Genomic DNA, 14,628 nt, shown 5'->3' with positions numbered 1-14,628 from the left:
CAGTGGACGACCGTCAGCGCCTGCCGGGTTCGTCGCTGTCGTTGACGCGTCGCCCGATCGCTGACACCTGACGCAACTGCGCACGGGTCAGGCGGTCGACGACGAGCCGGCGCACATTGGCGACATAACCGGGCGCAGTAGCCACGACCTTCTCCCAACCCGCTTCAGTCAGAACCGCATTCGTGAAGCGACCGTCCTCCGGGCACTGATGGCGGCGCACCCATTCTCGTTTCTCCAGCCGACCCACGACATGGGAGAGACGCGACAGGGAACCATAGGACATCTCGGCGAGCTCACTCATCCGCAACGTACGGTCGGGCGCTTCGGACAACGCGGAGAGGACCTCGTATTCGAAGTGGGTGAGCTGCGCTTCCCGGAGCAGTTGAGCGTCGAGCGCATGGGGGAGCCGAGCCAGCGCCGTGGCCACCTGAATCCAGGCGTCCATCTCCTCGTCGTCGAGCCATCTGGGCTCCTGCTCACCGGACATTCGCGCAGTCTATCCGATCTCCATTACTTGAAGCTTCACTTGACTCATCAACTCATTGGGCCTAGGTTCATCAATTGACACATCAAGTGAATCCTCGAGCTCAAGGCGGTTTTCCATGTCCAGTCCCATCGTCCGGAGCGTGGGAATCCTCCTCGCACGCATCGCATTCGGCGCCGTTTTCCTCGCCCATGGCCTGCAGAAGTTCCAGCAGAACGGGTGGGCCGGCCCCAAAGCCGGGTTCGAGATGATGGACGTTCCACTGCCCGCGATCTCGGCGTTCCTCGTCACCTGGCTCGAGATCCTCGGCGGTATCGCTCTGATCGCCGGTCTGCTCACCCCGGTCGTCGGCCTGCTGTTCTTCCTCGACATGCTGGGCGCGCTGTTCATCGCCCACATCGACAACGGCATCTGGGCCTCCGACGGCGGCTATGAACTCGTGCTGGCACTCGGCGCCGGCGCGCTTCTGCTGGCCGTGGTCGGCGCAGGCCGTCTCAGCATCGACGCGATCCTCGGCACCAAGGCACCCTGGCGCGCCGTCGACGGCAACCGTCCGGCGACGACGGTCGGCTCCGCCAACTGACCGCACACACACCCGTTTTCGGACCCGCAGCCCAGGCTGCGGGTCCGAGCCGTTGGCGGGGTAGATTTCGCGCGAAGTCCCTCAACCGTCGAAGGAACCCCATTGCCCAGGATCCTCCTCATCGGCGCGATCGTGTCCGAGGTCGCCGCGACGTTGTCTCTCAAAGGCTCGGAATCACTCCCGGTCCTCTACCTCGTGGTGGTCGTCGGCTACGCGACGGCCTTCATGCTGCTGGCCGCAGTCCTGAAGCGGGGGATGGGGATCGGCGTCGCGTACGGCGTGTGGTCGGCGGCCGGCGTCGCCCTGACGGCGGTGCTCGCCGCCCTGATCTTCGATGAGGCGTTCAGTCCCGTCATGGCGGTGGGGATCGTGTGCATCATGATCGGGGTCGTGCTCGTCGAATCCGGGTCCTCGTCCCACGCACCGGTCGCCGCGATGATCGACGAGGCCTGAACGTGGGGTACGTATTCGTCATCCTGGCGATCGTGGCGGAGGTCAGTGCCACGCTCGCACTCCGCGTGGCCACCGACGGGAGACCGCGGTTCTACGGGATCGTGGTGGTCGGCTATCTCACCGCCTTCGTCGCACTGACAGTCGCACTTCGTCTGGGAATCCCGCTCGGTGTCGCCTATGGGATCTGGGCGGCGGCCGGTGTGGCGGCGACCGCCATCGCAGCCCACTTCCTGTTCCGGGAAAGACTCACCCCCCGGGTGCTGGCCGGCATCGGAGTCATCGTCGTGGGAGTGCTGCTCGTCGAGCTGGGCGCTGTGCACTGAGACCTACCGGACAGGTCAACCGACCCAACTCACCCGAGGCCTCATACCATGCCGCGATCGACATGCCTCGGTCATCCGTGACCGTGATCATTTCGACCTGCGCTTATCCTGAGGGACGTGACCCCCACCGTAGGTAGTTCCGTGCCGTCGGGACGTATTCGCAGCACCGCATACGCGTCGAAGGTGATGTCCGCCGACGACGCAGTGCAGTTCATCCAGCCCGACGACACCGTGGCGATCAGCGGATTTGCCAGTGCCGGAACACCGAAGGTGATCATCCCCGCCCTCGCGGACAAGATCAGGGGAGCCCGGGCGACAGGTTCGAATTTCACCATCAACCTGCTGACCGGCGCCTCGGTCTCGACCGAGACCGAACGCCTCCTCACCGAGGTCGACGGCATCGCACTGCGGATGCCGTACCAGTCGGAGGCCACCGCCCGTAAACGCATCAACGACGGTCGGATGGACTACGTCGACATACACCTGTCCCACGTGGCCCAGCAGGTGTGGGTGGGCTACTACGGCAAAGTCGACGTCGCCGTCGTCGAGGTTGCCGGAATCACCGAATCGGGGGAGCTGATTCCGTCCGCGTCCATCGGCAACAACAAGACCTGGCTCGACGTGGCCGAGAAGGTCATCCTCGAGGTCAACTCGTGGGTACCCGCGGGCGTCGAGGGAATGCACGACGTGTACTACGGCACGGCACTTCCGCCCAACCGCAAGCCGATCCCGCTGACCCGCGTACAGGACCGGATCGGCCAGCCGACCTTCCGGGTCGACCCGGCCAAGGTCGTCGCCGTCGTGGAGACCGACCACCGCGACAGCGCCAGCCCCGTGACCCCGCCCGACGCCATCAGTGAGGCGATCGCCGGTCACGTCCTCGACTTCTTCGACTACGAGGTCCGCAACGGCCGGCTACCCGCCGACACGCTGCTTCCTCTGCAAGCAGGTATCGGCAACGTCGCCAACGCCGTGCTCGGCGGTCTGGACCGCGGCCCCTACAAGGGACTGACCTGCTATTCCGAGGTCATCCAGGACAGCATGCTGCGGCTGATCAAGGACGGGACCGTCTCACACGCGTCGTCGACCGCACTGGCACTGAGCGAGGCGGGTATCGAGGAACTGACGTCCAACATCGACTTCTACCGGAACCACATCACCCTGCGTCCGCAGGAGATCAGCAACCATCCCGAGGTCGTCCGCCGTCTCGGTGTGATCGCGATGAACGGCATGCTGGAGGCCGACATCTACGGCAACGTGAACTCGACGCACGTGATGGGCACCAGGATCATGAACGGCATCGGCGGGTCGGGTGACTTCGCCCGCAACGGTTATGTGTCGTTGTTCCTGAGTCCGTCGACGGCCCGCGACGGCGCGATCTCGTCGATCGTGCCGATGACGCCACACGTCGACCACACCGAACACGACTGCCAGGTGATCGTCACCGAACACGGGTTGGCCGACCTACGTGGCCTGTCGCCGCGACGCCGCGCGCCCCTGATCATCGAGAAATGTGCGCACCCGGAGTTCCGGCCGATGCTGAACGATTACTTCGTCCGCGCCGAGGCGATGCCGGCCGCCGGCCAGACCCCGCACATCCTCGGTGAGGCGTTCAGCTTCCATCAGCGGTACCTGGAGACCGGCTCCATGCGCTGAGGACTCAGCGCGAATCGTCTCCACCCTGACCACCCGGGGCGTCCTCCCCGTTCGTGCGGTCCTCGCGTGGGTTGTCGAAAGTCACGTCGATCGCCTGAAACCCCTTGTTCCGCTGCGCCCTGACCTGCGCCGAGTAGGCGGCCTCGTCGCCTTCGGTGAGGATGACGTTGTCGGTGAACGGTGTCAGCAGCGATCGCGGATACAGGTGATCCACTCGTACGGAATTGGCTTCGAGGCAGAACACCAGCACGATCGAGGTCACATAGAGAAACGCGAGCAGCCCGAGAACGATGGCGAAGACGCCGTTGGTGGAGCTCGCGTTGGCGATGACGCGTGCGACGTACACCGCGCCGAAGGTCTGGATCGCCTGCCAGCACGCCGCGGCCGCCAGCGCACCGGGTAGGACGTCGCGCACCGACAGGGCTCGAGCGGTACCGAACCGGAACGCCACGATGAAGACGGACGTGCTCAGCACGACAGAGCCGAGAATCGCGAACCAGCGTCCGACGACGCCCAGCTCGATACCGGCGGCGAGGCCGTTGACAACGGTCAGTCCGATGACGGCGAGGCCGACCGTCGACAGCAGCACCAGGCCGCGCAGACGCACGAAGATCGGGTCCGGTCGTTCGTTGCGTGGCACTGCCCAGATCGTGTTCATCGCATTCTGGGCCGCGACGGCGACACCCAGACCGCCGTACAGCGAGACGAGCACACCGATCACGAGGGCCGGGATCCCGCCGCTGAGCTTCTCGGGCTCTCCGAGCTGGCTCCCGATGACCGGGATCTGACTCATCGCCGAGTCCAGGATCCGCTCCTGCAGTTCCGGATTGTCGGCGAGCACGATGCCCAGGATCGTCGAGAACAACAACAGCAGCGGGAACAGGGAGATGAACGCGTAATAGGTGCAGAGTGCTGCCAGGTACGCGCCCTGATCGTCGACGAACTTGTAGATCACCGCCAGGGGGAACCCGGTCGCCGGATGACGTCGCTGGAAGTCGTCGATCCGTTCCGACAGCGACACCCGATCACCTTCTGCTCGTCGTCCGCCCGGTCGTGCTGGCACCGCCCGATCGGCGGGTCCGCTGACTGTATCCCGTGAGACGCCCGATCCCCGGTAGCCCGGTCCGTTGGTCGGCGAATCCGATCTGCGCCTCAGTGAAACGGATCCGCGGACGGCACACCGAGTGCGCGAAACGGACCTCCGAGTCGCCAGTAGGCGAGTCCGACGATCCCGTGGGGAAAGAAGCGGCAGGTGGTGGTCACCTCGGTACGTGGGGAATCGCCACCGAGGTCGCGCAACGCGTATTCGATGAACCCGTTCCCGCGTGAGTCCTCGCTCACCCGAACGCGCAGGAACTCGGGACGCTTCTCGCCGACCACCTGCCCGCGCCGCTCGAGGGAATCCCAGATCTCGTCGGCGGATCCGTTCTCGACGGTCGTCGTACTCGTCTCGAACACCTCTTCTCCGGCCCAGTCGGGGTCGGTCGGGATCGGTTCGGAAGCAGGCACATCCGCGGCGGCCTTCGCCCACGTCGCCGGTGCGGCACCACGTTCGGCCCGGTTCAGTGTCTCGGCGACTGCGCGGCTGTACGGCGTCAACCCGCCCGGTGGGCGGGGGATGATCGAGTCGATGTCGCGGTTTCGGCAGACGGCGTCGCATTCCAGCGACTCGATCAGCGGCCGGGCGATCTTTCCCCGGATAGGTGTCACGAAGCGGACCCAACGACTCGCCACCGACGGTGTGAGGAACGGAAGGACGACCATCGTCCGCGGGCGGAGCCCGGCGACCTGTGCGTAGATCCGCATCATGTCGCCGTACTCCAGCACATCCGGTCCGCCGATGTCCCAGGTTCGAGACGACGGGACCTCCGCGGTCGCGGCCTCGACGAGGTAGTGCATCGCGTCGGAGACGGCAATGGGCTGGATCTTGTTGCTGACCCACCGCGGTGTCGTCATCGCCGGCAACCGCTCGGTGAGGTGGCGGATGAGTTCGAACGACGCCGATCCGGACCCGATGAGGGTTCCGGCCTGCAGCGCGACGGCTTCGACCGGCGACTCGATGAGGATGTCGCCGACCTCGGCCCGCGATGCCAGGTGTTCGGACAGTTCGGTTCCCTCTGGATGCAACCCACCCAGATAGACGATCCGGGACACGCCGCACTCCTGTGCAGCTGCCACCACGTTCTCAGCAGAGCGTCGCTCTTCGGTTGCGAAGTCTGCGTCGGTGCTCATCGAATGAACCAGGTGATAGACGACGTCGACGCCGTCGAAGGCCGCCACCAGTGAGTCACGGTCCGACAGGTCACCCTGGACGACCTCTGCACGCGGGTCGGCCGTCCACGGCGCGTCGGCCAGCTTCGACGGTGTCCGGGCCAGCGCACGGACACGGTGACCGCGGTCGAGCAATCGGGGTGCCAGCCGGCCCCCGACGTAGCCGGTCGCTCCGGTGACCAGACAGGTTCGCGTGTCGTTCACATGACTCCTCTGTGTGCCTTCGGGCGTTACCCCTCAGGCTAGGAGCGGAAACCTCGACGCCGGGCCCGTCGCCAGGTGTTGGTGCCGGATCGTTCCCTCTGGCCACAGGTCGGTAACGCCGGACGGCGTCGCGTCGCATCGTCAGTCGTCCTGCGCAAGGGGCGAATTGACGAACCAGAGGCTCTCTTCGTGCAGGCGTTCGCTCCGCCAGCCCGTTTCGGTGCGCACCATCGAGTGGTGATAGTTCCCGCCGCACGTGCTGAGTTCGGTCATCCCCACGAACTGCATGGGGTTGTAGAACATCGCGCGGACCTGGGCGCGGTCGCCCTCGAAGGAGTATTCGATGTTGGTGATGAAGTGTTGGCTGACCGTGACGAATGCGAAGCTCTCCTCCAGCCACGCGGCGATCTCGTCGCGGCTTCCCGATCGACCGGCGGGCGCCGAGGAATAGTCGACCGTGGCGTCGGCAGTGAACACCGAGCGCCACAGATCCCAGTCCTTCGTGTCGACCGCGCGGGCATATCTGTACAGCGTGTCGGCGATCTCGAACCGGTCGGCGATCTCTGAGGTGTTCACGGCTCTCCGTTTCTGTGCGCACCGCCACGGGCGATGCGAGGTCGTGGTCAGTGGTTCGGACGGAAGCCGATCCGCGGTGGGGCAGAGGCACTTCGGTCGTCGGCCCGGCCAATCTGCCACCAGGTCAGACATCTCGAACCAATCGACGGGCGACGGCCGTTCCACCACGTCATGGCCGCACCCTGCCGACTATAGACACCTCCAGACTCCCGTCAGGGAGTTCGGCGCAACGTTCCAGGGACAGGCTTCATGGATTTCATCGTGAGGACCCGAGTTACACAGTGCTGGAGAACGTTTCGCAATAGGTACGCCGCTTCGCTCGATCGTCACCGTTCGGCCGGCGATGGAAGATCAGGGTTGCAGCAGTTCCCGCACCACCCGCAGGTCGGCGACGAACTCGTCGAAGGCCCGGTCACGTTTGTCCGACGGTCCGCGCAGGATCGACGACGGGTGGACGGTCGCCAGCACGTCCACGGCGTAGTTAGGTCCGACATCACCGTCGGCGGCCAGATCGAATCGTTCGCCCCGGTGCCGGGTCAGCCGGAACGTGCTCCCGAGCAACGCCTGGGCGGCGGTCGCGCCGAGGCATACCACGATTCGGGGTGCGACGGCGTCGAGTTCGGCCAGCAACCACGGTCGGCACGCCACCACTTCGGTACGCGACGGCTTGTCGTGGATTCGACGTTTCTGGCCGGCCGCGCGAGTGAACTTGAAATGCTTCACCGCATTGGTGACGTAGGTGAGTTCGCGATCGATCTCGGCGGCGTCCAAGGCACGATCGAACACCCGTCCCGCCGGACCGACGAACGGTTTGCCCGCCCGATCCTCCTGATCCCCGGGTTGTTCGCCGACGAACATGATCGTCGAACCCGGAGATCCGGCTCCGAAGACGGTCTGATCAGCCGCCTTGTAGAGGTCGCAGCCGCGGCACGTGCGGGCGGCCTCGACCAGGTCGTCGAGATCGTGCGAGTCCGGCAGGAACCGTTCTGCCCCAGGGAATGCCATGACGTTCCTTCCGGCGGCTGTGCGAACGGAAGTGGACATACCCGGAGGCGTAGGACATCACACCTCGGTCATCACACCTCGGTCACCGCGCGGGCAGGGCGGCCGCCTTGCCGTTCAGCCAGGACAGGGCCGCGAGCTCGGAGGTCAATCCGATCCCGTGTCCGAGGAAGGTCCCCGGCAGCACCAGCGGGAGATGCATCGTCTCGACGGTGACGTCCGCACCCTGTGCACGCCAGGACCGCACCATCCGATCGGTACCGCGCGCATCGACCACGTCGTCGCCACGGTTCTGACTCACCAGGATCGGCATCCGCGGCGCGACACGGCCCAGACGCTGGTCGTTCACCACCGTCCGCCACGGCTCCTTGCGCAGATGGGCGGCGATGGGACGGCCATCCCTGGTGTAGAAGGTCGTGGGCACGAACGGATTCATCCGGAGCACATCGAACACACAGTACGAGTTGACCTGTCGCAGAACGTTCCGGCCGAGGGGGTTGAACACGGAGAGGAACTCCGCACGTCGTTCGGGGTAGGCGGCCATTAAGCCGTTGACCACCCAGCCGACACCACCCCCGAGAAGGCTCCCGTCCCCGAGTCGTGCCAGATCTGCCAGATCCGGTGCCGGGGCACCGGCGAAGGCGCCGAAGATCGGGAGTTCGGGAGCGTACGACCCGGCGAGTTCGGCGGCGGAGCCGGCCGCGAAGCCTCCCTCTGAGTAGCCCCACAACGCGACCGGGGCCTGGGCGCTCACCCCGAACTTCGGGTTGCGTGCCACACGCGCCATGTCCAGCATCGACGTCCCCAGCGACCTGCGGTTGAGGTAGGGGTGATCACCGGGCGTGCCGAGTCCCTCGTAGTCGGTCAGCGCCACCGCGTAACCGTTCGCGAGGAGCGCCCCGATCGCGAGCTCCTCGTACGCCTGCCCGTATCGCAACAGTCGCGAGGGCGTGCATTGATCGCCGGCACCGATGGTCCCGGACCCCACCACCACGACCGGACGCTCGCCGCGTCCGGTCCAGGGCGATCGGGGGACGAGGACACTGCCGGTCACGGCAGTCGGACGGTTCCGCGCGCCGGTACTCGCGTACATCACCGTGGTGGTCCGGGCGTCGATGTTCGCGCCGGTGAACGGGATGATCGCCGCGTACGACGGCGCCGACCGGATCAGCGATCCGGGGCGGGTGTCGAAGGCCGGTGGCGGGTCGTAGAAGCCGGGGTAGGGGTCGGCGGCCACCTGGCCGGCACCGCCGAATGCCAACGCGGAGGCCGCCGTGCACGCTGTCAGCACGGAGCGCAAGCGTCGACGTCGCGTCGGGAAACGCCTGTGATCGCGCGTCAGGACGCGGATGTGAGTGCGCGAGAAACTGCGTGGTCGACCCCCGATGGACATGAGTCCATTAGTCCGGTCTCGGCGCCTCGTGTCCGGGGTTTGGGGAAATCCGTGTCGCTCCGGTGCCCGAGGGCCTGCTCAGCGACTCCGTGACCGCTCGCCCCGCAGGATCGCGCGCGACACCAGTCCGGCCGCTGCCGCGGCGGCGACCCACGGCCCGCCGACCAGGATCGGATCGAGCCAGGCATGGTTGTTGTCGACGCGTTCACGCCCCACCCGCGAACTCCAGCCGTGTTGGCTGACCTCCGTCCGGATGCCGGTCTCGGTAATCGGATTGTCGGGCCGGCCGGCCGCGACCGAGCGGAGTCGCGCCTCGACCGCGCCGACACGATCGGCCCCGATCAGGATCAGCCAGTGCGCCGCACGACCCTCGCTGAACCGATAAGCGGATCGCCGGATCACTCCCGACAGACCGCTGGGCGGGGTCGACGTACCGAAAACCGGTGTCAGGAAGGCATGTTCGTTAGATCGTTCCCTCGCCTCACGGTGAGGCTGATCCTCCGGTACGTCCCAGTGCACACCGGGAGCGGGCCCGACCGGCAGTTCCTCCGGGACCGCGGGCCGGGAGGCCGGATCGGCATCGACGCCCCAACCCGGGATGCGGTCGACGAGGTCGGTGGTGTCCGGATCGTTGGGTCGGTTCGCTGGGTAGGCAGGCATGCGCTTCTCCTCAGCCGGCGTCGGCGACGATGATGGGCTTGATGCATCCGTCCAGCTTCGACGAGAAGATGTGATAGCCGTCGGCGATGTGCTCGAGCGGAATGCGGTGTGTGACTATGTCATTCGGCTTGAAGTAGCCGTTGCGGATGTGTTCGAACAGGCGCGGCCACTGGCGCTTGACCGGGCACTGGTTCATGTTGATCGTCAGGCCCTTGTTCAACGCATCGCCGAACTTCACGGCGCTGAAGATCGGGCCGTACGCGCCCATCACCGATACCGTGCCGCCCTTGCGAACGGAGTCGATGGCCCAGTTCAGGGCCACCGGTGAACCGCCCTGGAGCTTGAGCTTGGCGGCGGTGACGTGTTGCAGGAAGTTGCCGTCTGCCTCGGCCCCCACCGCGTCGATCACGCGGTCCGCACCGATGTTGTCGGTGATGTTCTTCAGATGGACGATGATGTCGTCGTAGTGGGCGAAGTTGTAGGTCTCCGCATATGCGAAGGTCTCGGCCTTGTCGAGACGGTACTGCAGGTGGTCGACGACGATGACCCGCCCGGCACCCATGAACCACGCCGACCGCGCCGCGTACAACCCGACCGGACCCGCACCGAACACGATGACCGTCTCGCCCTGTCGGATGTCGGCGAGCTGCGCGCCGAAGTATCCCGTGGACAGCGCATCTGTGAGGAGTAGTGCGTCTTCGGGGTCCATCCAGTCCGGGATCACGCTGGGACCGACGTCGGCGAAGGGAACCCGGACGAACTCGGCCTGCCCGCCGTCGTATCCGCCGCAGGTGTGCGAGTACCCGTAGATCCCACCGACCGCGGTCGCGTTGGGATTCACGTTGTGGCAGTTGGAATAGAGGCCTCGAGCGCAGAAGAAGCAGGTGCCGCAGTAGATGTTGAACGGCACCATCACGCGGTCGCCGACCTTCAGGTTCTGTACCGACCCGCCGACGGACTCGACAACACCGATGAACTCATGACCGAACGTCATGCCGGGTCGGGTGTCGGGCATCATGCCGTGATAGAGGTGCAGATCGGAGCCGCAGATGGCGGCGTGGGTGACCCGGACGATCGCGTCGTTGGGATGTTCGATGCGGGGAATGGGCTTCTGCTCGACACGAACCTTGTACGGCCCCCGATAGACCATGGCACGCATCGTGTCGGTGCTCGTCGACGCTGTCATGCGGCGTCGGATACCCGGCCGCTTTTCGGGCAAACCTCACGGCCGAGACGTCGCCACGGCCGACTCCTGTGCAGGTGGATCCGGTCGGGGGTGTAGAAAAGACCCGGTTCATCCAGAACCCCGAAAGGATCGAGCAATGTCTGTGGTGTCGTATGTGATCGCCGGTTCAGAGGCGACGGGTGGTGCGGGAATCCAGGCCGACCTGCGCACTTTCGCCCAGCTCGGCACCTACGGCGTCGGAACCATCACCTGCATCGTGTCCTTCGACCCCAAGGCCGGCTGGGGTCACCGTTTCGTCCCGATCGAGCCCGGCGTGATCGCCGATCAGATGGAGGCCGCCACCGTCGCGCACGAACCGGACGTCGTCAAGATCGGCATGCTGGGCACGCCCGCGACCATCTCGACGGTCGCCGAGGCACTGGCATCGCGGTCGTGGCGGCACGTGGTCGTCGACCCCGTCCTGATCTGCAAGGGCCAGGAACCCGGTGCGGCGCTCGACACCGACAATGCCCTACGCGCGGAGATCCTGCCGCTGGCCACCGTCGTGACCCCCAATCTGTTCGAGGCGGCAACACTCGCCGGCATGGACGAGCTCACCAGCGTCGACGACCTCGCCGAAGCGGCTCGTCGTATCGCCGATCTCGGACCGAAGTACGTGATCGTCAAGGGCGGGGTCGGACTCGCCGGTGACGAGGCCGTCGACGTCGTCTTCGACGGTACGGACATCACCATCCTGCGCGCACCCAAGGTGGGCGACGAGCGGGTCTCCGGTGCGGGATGTGTGTTCGCCGCAGCGACGACCGCCGAGCTGACCAAGGGCGCCGATGTGCTCGACGCGGTGCGCGCGGCCAAGGAGTACACCCATGCGGGGATCGTCGGCCGCCTCGGCTCGACCGCACCGTTCGACGCCGTCTGGCACGGGCAGCAGTAGCACTCCGCGCCGTGGCGTGAACCCACCATTTTTCGGCAGAATCTCCACCCTGATAGGTGCTGGGTTTGCCAAAAAGTGGTGGGCTTGTCGGAGCTGGCATCCTGGAGACAGCACCGCGTCGGACAGCCAGGAGTGAACAGTGACCGCAGTAGACCGCGTCGACGTCCTCATCATCGGAGCCGGGATCTCGGGGATCGGCGCCGCCCACTATCTGCGGTCCGAGCAGCCGTCGAAGACGTTCACCATCGTCGAAGCCCGCGGGGCCGCCGGCGGAACCTGGGACCTCTTCCGTTATCCCGGCATTCGCTCGGACTCGGACCTGCACACGTTCGGCTACGAGTTCAAGCCGTGGACAGACAAGCAGGCGATCGCCGACGCCCCGCGGATTCTCGACTACCTGCACGAGACGATCGAGGACAACGACCTGGCCGGCCACATCCGGTACCACCACAAGGTCGTGTCCGCCGCCTGGTCCTCGGACGAAGCACGGTGGCTGGTCGACATCGAACGGGCCGATACCAGTGAACGGACGCAGATCAGCGCGCGGTGGATCTTCTGCGGTTCCGGCTACTACGACTACGACGAGGGGTTCAGTCCCGACTTCGCCGGACAGGATCGGTTCCGCGGTCAGATCGTGCATCCGCAACACTGGCCGGAGGATCTCGACTACGCAGGCAAGCGAGTGGTGGTGATCGGAAGCGGCGCGACGGCCGTGACGCTACTCCCCGCGATGGCCGACGAAACCTCGCATGTGACGATGCTGCAGCGCACGCCCACCTATGTCATCCCGCTGCCCCGGGAGGACGCCCTCGCCAACGCTCTGAAGCGGATCTTCGGCGACGAGCGCGGATACGCACTGACCCGGCAGAAGAACGTCGCGCAGCAGCGAATCCTGTTCGAACTGTGCCAGCGGTTCCCGCAGGTCGCCCGGCGGATGATCCGGAAGATCAACGAGTCTCAGCTGCCGGACGACTTTCCGGTCGACGTGCACTTCAATCCGCCCTACGACCCGTGGGATCAGCGGCTGTGCGTGGTGCCCGATGCCGATCTCTTCCGCACCATCCGGGCGGGCAAGGCCTCGATCGTCACCGATCGGATCGCATCCTTCACCGAAACCGGCATCCTCCTGGAGAGCGGTGCCGAACTCGAGGCCGACATCATCGTCACCGCAACAGGTCTCAACATCAAGATCATCGGCGGTATCGAGCTCACCGTCGACGGAGAGTCCGTCTCACTGCCGGACACCGTCGTGTACCGCGGGATCATGCTGTCCGGGGTGCCGAACTTCGCGCTGGCGATCGGCTACACCAATGCGTCCTGGACACTGAAGATCGGGTTGCTCTGCCAGTACTTCTGTAAGCTGCTCGGCTACATGGACTCTCACGGCCACGACGCGGTGTGGGCGGTCGCCGACCCGGACATGCCCACTCGTCCGCTGCTCGACTTCGGCGCCGGCTACGTCCAGCGTGCTCTCGACACCCTGCCGAAACAGGGACCACGCGCACCGTGGGTGATGTCGATGAGCTATTACACCGACCGTCGTCTGTTCAAAGGCGATGTCGCCGACGAGAACCTACGGTTTGCCCGGGCGCGGCAGACCGAGGTGCTCGCGTAGCGTCATGCCTTCGTAGCCCTCTCGGAACAGGCCACGGCGGCGCAGGATCGGTACCACGGTCTCGGCGAACACGTCGAACCCACCGGGGAGAAATGGCGGCATGACGTTGAAGCCGTCGGCCGCGCGGTTGTGGAACCAGTCCGTCATCGTGTCCGCGACTTGCTCGGGGGTACCGGCGACGACGCGGTGACCGCGGGCACCGGCGAGCTTGTGCAGCAACTGCCGAAGTGTCGGCTTCTCGCGACGGACGATGTCGGCGTACACCTGCGTTCGCGACTTCTTGTTGTTCGTGACGTCGCCCGCGTCGCCGAACGCCTCGATCGGTACGGGCGCGTCGAGGTCCAGATCGTCGAGGTCGACGTAGGCGAAGTCCTTGAGCTGCATGAGACCGAAAGCGGGAATCGTCAGTTCGTTGAACTCCCGCTCGAGTCGGCGAGCCTCCTCCTCGGTGCCACCGATGAACGGGCTGAGTCCCGGCAGGATCTTGATGTGGTCGGGGTTTCGGCCGAGATCGAAGGCTCTGCTCTTGACGTCCCGGTAAAAGGCCTGCGCATCCTCGATGCGTTGCTGAGCAGTGAAGATCGCCTCGGCATGTCGCGCCGCGAACACGCGGCCATGGTCGGACGAACCCGCCTGTACCAGGACGGGGTGTCCTTGCGGCGGACGCGGCGTGGTGAGCGCGCCGGCGACTTTCAGATGGGGGCCGGCGATGTTCGGATGATGGATGCGGCTCGGGTCCACGTACCATCCGGCCGCTCGGTCGAGCACGACCGCATCGTCGTCCCATGAGTCCCACAGCGCTTCGACCGCCTCGACGAAGGCTTCCGCGCGTTCATACCGCAGCGCGGCGTCCGGATTCCCGTTCAACCCGAAATTCCGTGCGGCGTCGGGGGAGTCGGTGGTGACGATGTTCCACGCGGCACGGCCGCGAGACAGATGGTCGAGTGTCGAGAGGGCTCGGGCGAGCTGCCACGGGTAGGAGTAGGTGGTGGAGGCCGTCGCGATGAGACCGATGCGTTCGGTCCCGCCGGCGACGGTCGCCAGCGTCAGCAGCGGGTCGAGGCGGCCGGCCGCGTTGAACTCGATGTTGGCGTCGAGTTTCGGTATGTCGGCAAGGAACACCGCGTCGAGTGTCGCCGCCTCCGCTGCCCGGGCCAGACCCAGGTAGAAGTCGGGCTCGAACATCCGCTCGGGCGTCGAGGCCGGATGGCGCCAGGCCGCCTCATGATGTCCCGACGAGAGGATGAAGAGATTGAGGTTCATCTGGCGACGATCGGCCATGGCTGACGCG

15 protein-coding genes are annotated in these 14,628 nt (G+C 65.9%); 6 read left to right on the top strand and 9 right to left on the bottom strand.

Features of this window, described 5'->3' with window-relative positions:
* Positions 1-13: 13 nt before the first annotated feature.
* Complete coding sequence (locus GAA2_RS11375; RefSeq protein WP_159404996.1) at positions 14-487, bottom strand: MarR family winged helix-turn-helix transcriptional regulator; 474 nt, start codon at positions 485-487, stop codon at positions 14-16.
* A 115-nt stretch (positions 488-602) separates the two neighbouring features.
* On the opposite strand from GAA2_RS11375, the gene GAA2_RS11370 reads away from it, so the two are divergent.
* From GAA2_RS11370 to GAA2_RS11355, 4 genes are all read left to right on the top strand, one after another.
* Positions 603-1,067 carry a DoxX family protein gene (locus tag GAA2_RS11370; protein ID WP_024499249.1) on the top strand — a complete coding sequence of 155 codons (465 nt, stop codon included), beginning with the start codon at positions 603-605 and terminating at the stop codon, positions 1,065-1,067.
* A 102-nt stretch (positions 1,068-1,169) separates the two neighbouring features.
* Positions 1,170-1,520: a DMT family transporter gene (locus GAA2_RS11365; protein WP_024499250.1), complete on the top strand. Its 351-nt coding sequence runs from the start codon at positions 1,170-1,172 to the stop codon at positions 1,518-1,520.
* A gap of 2 nt (positions 1,521-1,522) precedes the next feature.
* Complete coding sequence (locus GAA2_RS11360; RefSeq protein ID WP_024499251.1) at positions 1,523-1,843, top strand: DMT family transporter; 321 nt, start codon at positions 1,523-1,525, stop codon at positions 1,841-1,843.
* 141 nt (positions 1,844-1,984) lie between these two features.
* Positions 1,985-3,499: an acetyl-CoA hydrolase/transferase family protein gene (locus GAA2_RS11355; protein WP_024499252.1), complete on the top strand. Its 1,515-nt coding sequence runs from the start codon at positions 1,985-1,987 to the stop codon at positions 3,497-3,499.
* A gap of 4 nt (positions 3,500-3,503) precedes the next feature.
* On the opposite strand, the gene GAA2_RS11350 is transcribed toward GAA2_RS11355, so the two are convergent.
* From GAA2_RS11350 to GAA2_RS11320, 7 genes are all read right to left on the bottom strand, one after another.
* Positions 3,504-4,520, bottom strand: a complete 1,017-nt coding sequence (locus tag GAA2_RS11350; RefSeq protein WP_024499253.1) for a YihY/virulence factor BrkB family protein — start codon at positions 4,518-4,520, stop codon at positions 3,504-3,506.
* Positions 4,521-4,651: 131 nt separating this feature from the next.
* Positions 4,652-5,974, bottom strand: coding sequence for an NAD(P)H-binding protein (locus GAA2_RS11345; RefSeq protein WP_191834954.1), 1,323 nt, complete (start codon positions 5,972-5,974; stop codon positions 4,652-4,654).
* Positions 5,975-6,115: 141 nt separating this feature from the next.
* Positions 6,116-6,550 carry a nuclear transport factor 2 family protein gene (locus tag GAA2_RS11340; RefSeq protein ID WP_191834953.1) on the bottom strand — a complete coding sequence of 145 codons (435 nt, stop codon included), beginning with the start codon at positions 6,548-6,550 and terminating at the stop codon, positions 6,116-6,118.
* Between the two features lie 351 nt (positions 6,551-6,901).
* The gene (locus tag GAA2_RS11335) at positions 6,902-7,555 is read right to left on the bottom strand and encodes a UdgX family uracil-DNA binding protein (protein WP_191834952.1); all 654 of its coding nucleotides are present in this window, start codon (positions 7,553-7,555) and stop codon (positions 6,902-6,904) included.
* A gap of 82 nt (positions 7,556-7,637) precedes the next feature.
* Positions 7,638-8,843, bottom strand: coding sequence for a lipase family protein (locus tag GAA2_RS11330; protein WP_262411032.1), 1,206 nt, complete (start codon positions 8,841-8,843; stop codon positions 7,638-7,640).
* A 180-nt stretch (positions 8,844-9,023) separates the two neighbouring features.
* Positions 9,024-9,605 (bottom strand): hypothetical protein, encoded by a 582-nt coding sequence (locus GAA2_RS11325; RefSeq protein WP_024499258.1) that lies wholly within the window; start codon positions 9,603-9,605, stop codon positions 9,024-9,026.
* A 10-nt stretch (positions 9,606-9,615) separates the two neighbouring features.
* Complete coding sequence (locus GAA2_RS11320; protein WP_024499259.1) at positions 9,616-10,764, bottom strand: zinc-dependent alcohol dehydrogenase; 1,149 nt, start codon at positions 10,762-10,764, stop codon at positions 9,616-9,618.
* Positions 10,765-10,927: 163 nt separating this feature from the next.
* Here GAA2_RS11320 and thiD point away from each other — a divergent pair, with 163 nt between their 5' ends.
* Both thiD and GAA2_RS11310 read left to right on the top strand, forming a co-directional pair.
* Entirely contained in the window at positions 10,928-11,722 is a 795-nt protein-coding gene (gene thiD / locus GAA2_RS11315) for a bifunctional hydroxymethylpyrimidine kinase/phosphomethylpyrimidine kinase (protein ID WP_024499260.1), read from the top strand.
* Between the two features lie 139 nt (positions 11,723-11,861).
* Complete coding sequence (locus tag GAA2_RS11310; RefSeq protein ID WP_024499261.1) at positions 11,862-13,337, top strand: flavin-containing monooxygenase; 1,476 nt, start codon at positions 11,862-11,864, stop codon at positions 13,335-13,337.
* On the opposite strand, the gene GAA2_RS11305 is transcribed toward GAA2_RS11310, so the two are convergent.
* Positions 13,296-14,618 (bottom strand): LLM class flavin-dependent oxidoreductase, encoded by a 1,323-nt coding sequence (locus tag GAA2_RS11305; RefSeq protein WP_024499262.1) that lies wholly within the window; start codon positions 14,616-14,618, stop codon positions 13,296-13,298. The two genes, GAA2_RS11310 and GAA2_RS11305, sit on opposite strands and share 42 nt — an antisense overlap.
* Positions 14,619-14,628 lie beyond the last annotated feature (10 nt).

It is taken from the genome of Gordonia ajococcus (assembly GCF_012974285.1).
Taxonomy (GTDB): domain Bacteria; phylum Actinomycetota; class Actinomycetes; order Mycobacteriales; family Mycobacteriaceae; genus Gordonia; species Gordonia amicalis.
Note: the sequence above shows the minus strand (reverse complement) of the source record. Positions and strands in the feature narration are given on the sequence as shown.

Coding starts and splice junctions, on each gene's coding strand:
- GAA2_RS11335 (WP_191834952.1), bottom strand. CDS start 7,555: ATGGCATTCCCTGGGGCAGAACGGTTCCTGCCGGACTCGCACGATCTC.
- GAA2_RS11305 (WP_024499262.1), bottom strand. CDS start 14,618: ATGGCCGATCGTCGCCAGATGAACCTCAATCTCTTCATCCTCTCGTCG.
- GAA2_RS11325 (WP_024499258.1), bottom strand. CDS start 9,605: ATGCCTGCCTACCCAGCGAACCGACCCAACGATCCGGACACCACCGAC.
- GAA2_RS11375 (WP_159404996.1), bottom strand. CDS start 487: ATGTCCGGTGAGCAGGAGCCCAGATGGCTCGACGACGAGGAGATGGAC.
- thiD (WP_024499260.1), top strand. CDS start 10,928: ATGTCTGTGGTGTCGTATGTGATCGCCGGTTCAGAGGCGACGGGTGGT.
- GAA2_RS11370 (WP_024499249.1), top strand. CDS start 603: ATGTCCAGTCCCATCGTCCGGAGCGTGGGAATCCTCCTCGCACGCATC.
- GAA2_RS11320 (WP_024499259.1), bottom strand. CDS start 10,764: ATGCGTGCCATGGTCTATCGGGGGCCGTACAAGGTTCGTGTCGAGCAG.